Genomic DNA, 2,884 nt, shown 5'->3' with positions numbered 1-2,884 from the left:
ATGCCATCGGTAGTCAACAAAAGTAAACCTTCAGAATCTTCGTCTAAACGACCAATTGCCATAGTGTTTTCGGGAAAATCGTATAATTCGCCCAACAACTTTTTCTTGCGTTTTAATTGGTAAATAAATTGCGACAAATATCCGTAAGGCTTATGAATAAGGAAATGACGATGCATATTAATTGTTTGATGCAAAAATACATTTTTAAAATTTGACGTATCAATTTATTCCGTATTTTTACATTTTACAATTTATTTTATGCCAGAATCCATGCTTATCATAGTTACTTTTATTGTAGCGCTCGCCGTTGGAATGTTCATCGGGAAATTACTTTTTACCGCCAAATCACAATCCGAAAAATCAGGTTTAGAAGAACGAATTAACGGACTTCTAGGTCAAATCGAACAATTGAAAATCCAATTTCAAACCGAAAGAAATCAGTTTGAAAAATCGTTTTCCCAACTTTTATCTGAAAAAGAAAATCTTCAAAAAGAAAAAGAATCGTTAGCTATTCATTTGGCTAAAAAAGAAAATGATTTTGACAATCTTTTAGAACGTAATAAAGAACAAAAGCTAGAAGTAGAACAACTTCAAGAGAAATTCACTAAAGAATTTGAGAATCTAGCTAATAAAATTCTAGAAGAGAAAACCGTAAAATTCACCGAGCAAAATAAGGAGAATTTGAAAAATATTTTGTCGCCTTTACAAGACAAAATCCAACTTTTCGAAAAGAAAGTCGAAGATACGCATAAAGAAAGCATTGATTATCATGCCGCGTTACGCCAACAAATTTTGGGACTTCGCGAAATGAACGAACAAATGAGTAAGGAAACCATCAATTTAACCAAAGCGTTAAAAGGCGATAGCAAAATGCAAGGAAATTGGGGTGAATTGGTGTTAGAACGCGTGTTAGAAAAATCGGGATTAGAGAAAGACAGAGAATATTTCGTGCAACAAAGTCACGTTACAGAAGACGGTAATCGAGTATTTCCTGATGTGATTATCAATCTTCCTGATGGCAAGAAAATGATTATCGATTCAAAAGTAACATTAACCGCTTACGAACGTTACATCAACGAAGAAGATTCCGAAGTAAAAAATCAACATTTAAAAGAGCATATCGTTTCAATTAATCGACATGTGGAGCAATTGAGTAGTAAAAACTATCACGATTTGTACCATATGGAAAGTCCAGATTTTGTGTTGCTCTTTATTCCTATTGAATCCGCTTTTGCAGTAGCATTAAATCAAGATACTAGCTTGTACAACAAAGCTTTCGAGAAAAACATTGTGATTGTAACACCTTCTACTCTTTTGGCTACTTTACGTACAATTGACAGCATGTGGACGAATCAAAAACAACAAGAAAATGCGATTGAAATAGCACGTCAGGCTGGAGCTTTATATGATAAATTTGAAGGTTTCGTTTCCGATTTGATTAAAATTGGAAAGAAAATGGATGAAGCCAAAGCCGAATATGGAAACGCTATGAATAAGTTAATTGACGGTAAAGGAAACTTAATTACTAGCGTTGAAAAATTGAAAAAAATGGGTGCAAAAGCTAAAAAAGCACTTCCAGAAGCCGTGTTAAAAAGAGCCAATGTGGATACTGAACCTACTGAAGAAATCGAATAAATATGACTATAGCCAATACTGTTGAAGCTTCAAAAATAACCTTGAGTGAATTGATGTTACCTTCCCACTCTAATTTTAGTGGAAAAATTCATGGTGGTTATTTATTAAAATTGATGGATCAAATCGCTTTTGCTTGTGCTTCTAAGTATTCTGGTTGCTATTGTGTTACCGCTTCTGTGGATACGGTTGATTTTTTAAATCCTGTAGATGTGGGTGAATTGGTGACTTTAAAAGCATCCGTAAACTACGTTGGGAAAACTTCGATGGTGGTAGGAATTCGAGTAACATCGGAACACATTCAAACTGGTGTAAAAAAGCATTGTAATTCGAGTTATTTTACGATGGTAGCGAAAGATGAAAACGGGCAAAATGTTCAAGTTCCCAAACTTATTTTATCCAATTTAGAAGAAGTTCGCCGCTTTTACGATAGTATAAACCGTATCGAAAACAAAAAAAGAATTAGAGAAATTGAAACTAATTTCGATTACAAATCAAAAGAAGCAATAGATAATTTAAAAGAATATAATGTTGTAATTTCTGATAATTTATTTTAAAAATTTATTTACAAAATAAATTGTATTTTAAAAAAAAAGTTATATTTGTTTCAAACAAATCAAACAAAATTTAACTTAATGATAAAAAAATACTCAATTTACGCTTTTATTATTAGTATTTCCATCCTTATTTATGCTTGCTCAGAAGATAATGATGACAACTATGAACCGGTTTCGCCTGTAACTGTTGACTTAACACAAGTTCCTTATCCAAAACTATCTGATTACAAATTCTTTGAGGGTGAAATTAAAAATCAAATACCTTCACTTGACGTTATTCCTTATGAACCAGCCAGTATTCTTTTCAGTGATTATGCACATAAAAAAAGATTTGTTTGGATGCCAAAAGGAACTCAAGGTACTTATCAAGGAGATGATCAAATAATTAATTTACCTGAAGGTGCTGCAATAATTAAAACATTTTATTATGACAACGTATTACCTTCAAATACAAGGAAAATAATCGAAACAAGGATCATGATTAAAAAATCTACTGGTTGGATTTTTGCTGAATATGTTTGGAATGATGAACAAACAGAAGCCTACTTGGATTTAGCTGGAAGTTATCAAGATATAAATTGGATTGATGAGAATAATGTAACTAAGTCGGTAAATTACAGAGTCCCATCTGAAGTTCAATGTATTGTTTGTCATAAAGAAAAAGAAGTAATAAACAATCAAGAAGTAACTGTTTA

At 32.1% G+C, this 2,884-nt stretch carries 3 protein-coding genes and 1 pseudogene; 3 read left to right on the top strand and 1 reads right to left on the bottom strand.

Going from position 1 to position 2,884, the window contains the following annotated elements; all coding sequences use genetic code 11:
• Positions 1-176, bottom strand: a 176-nt coding sequence (locus tag B4I81_RS00540; RefSeq protein WP_291106306.1) for a pseudouridine synthase, incomplete at its 3' end; no start/stop codon positions are given.
• A gap of 82 nt (positions 177-258) precedes the next feature.
• On the opposite strand from B4I81_RS00540, the gene rmuC reads away from it, so the two are divergent.
• The 3 genes and pseudogenes from rmuC to B4I81_RS00525 form a co-directional block, all read left to right on the top strand.
• The gene (rmuC, locus tag B4I81_RS00535) at positions 259-1,635 is read left to right on the top strand and encodes a DNA recombination protein RmuC (RefSeq protein WP_291106304.1); all 1,377 of its coding nucleotides are present in this window, start codon (positions 259-261) and stop codon (positions 1,633-1,635) included.
• A 2-nt stretch (positions 1,636-1,637) separates the two neighbouring features.
• The gene (locus B4I81_RS00530; protein ID WP_291106302.1) at positions 1,638-2,189 is read left to right on the top strand and encodes an acyl-CoA thioesterase; all 552 of its coding nucleotides are present in this window, start codon (positions 1,638-1,640) and stop codon (positions 2,187-2,189) included.
• Between the two features lie 78 nt (positions 2,190-2,267).
• Positions 2,268-2,884 (top strand): annotated as a pseudogene (locus B4I81_RS00525) (hypothetical protein); the annotation flags it as partial.

The organism is Flavobacterium sp. UBA6195 (genome assembly GCF_002422095.1).
Taxonomy (GTDB): domain Bacteria; phylum Bacteroidota; class Bacteroidia; order Flavobacteriales; family Flavobacteriaceae; genus Flavobacterium.
This window is presented reverse-complemented; position numbering and strand designations above follow the sequence as displayed.